Origin of the sequence: Oceanobacillus profundus (assembly GCF_003515705.1) — a bacterium.
In the GTDB taxonomy this organism is placed as follows: domain Bacteria; phylum Bacillota; class Bacilli; order Bacillales; family Amphibacillaceae; genus Oceanobacillus; species Oceanobacillus profundus.
Map to the genome: position 1 here is coordinate 1 of NZ_QWEH01000057.1, position 1,135 is coordinate 1,135.

Consider the following 1,135-nt stretch of genomic DNA (forward strand, 5'->3'; position numbering starts at 1 on the left):
TCCAATTAAATTTTTTATTTATAATCTAATATTAATTTTTGTTTTTTACTTTTTTATTACTAAAAGGACAGATATTTTTCTTTTACAATTTTATTTTTAATCTAATAATTTAATTAATTTATTAAAAGTAGTAATATATTAGATAATTTTTTATCTTAAAAAAAAAATAATTATTTTTAATTATTATAATTTTTTGATTTTAACAAAAACAAAATTTTTACTTTTTTATTAAAAGAGTATTATTACAAATATATTGTAATATAAAAATATCAATTAGTAATGATAGAAGAAGAACGGGTTTACATTCACTCCTTTTGGGAAGGAGAGCTAGCGTGTTCGAGTCGCGCCTATCATATATTATATTTGTATATAAAATACCCGGTGTCATGGCAGAGTGGTTATCGCGGGGTACTGTTAATACCTTATTCAGAGGTTCAATTCCTCTTGACACCTTCCAATTAAATTAAAAAATTAACACTTAATTTTTATAAGAAGTTTAATAATTTAAAAAATTAAATTTTTACTTCTTTTTTACGAACATGTTGAAATTTTGGTAAACAAGTTCCTCTTAAGCAGGAGTGGAAGAAATTCCTTAAGAGTTCAAGTCTCTTTGTTCGTATCATGTTTCAATGATAGTGTTCAATATTAATAATATTTATATATAATATATTTAATAATAATTAATAATTCTTATAAGCGAGATAGTGTAAAGGTAGCACGACAGTCTCATGAGCTGTTAGACTTGGTTCGAATCCATATTTCGCTAATTTGAAAAACTTTTGTTTTTTTATATTCCCTAAGGTCTTTTGGTGTAATGGTTGCACAGTATTCCTTCAAGATATTAGGTATCAGTTCAAATCTGATAAAGACTAATACTCCAAAAAATATTTAAAAATAAAATTCAGTATTAATTAATTAAAATTACAAAATTCAGTTGTTTAGATTGGTAAATTTGTTTTAATATAAAAATTTAAATTAAAAAAAAAAAGTTAGAATAATTTTAATTTTTTTGGAATAGTTTACATTGGAAAGTTAATACAATTGCTAATTGTTCGAGGCAACTCTTAGGTGTTCGACTCACCTCTATTCCGGAAATTATATTTTTCTATTTTTGTTTGATAGATTATAATATAAA

Annotated in this window: 2 tRNA genes; both read left to right on the top strand. The window is 22.9% G+C overall.

The features are described from left to right. Nucleotides 1–380: 380 nt before the first annotated feature. Nucleotides 381–453: transfer RNA gene (locus D1B32_RS23530), tRNA-Asn, on the top strand. A gap of 242 nt (nt 454–695) precedes the next feature. After that, nucleotides 696–766 (top strand) — tRNA-Met (locus tag D1B32_RS23535). The last annotated feature ends 369 nt before the right edge of the window (nt 767–1,135 follow it).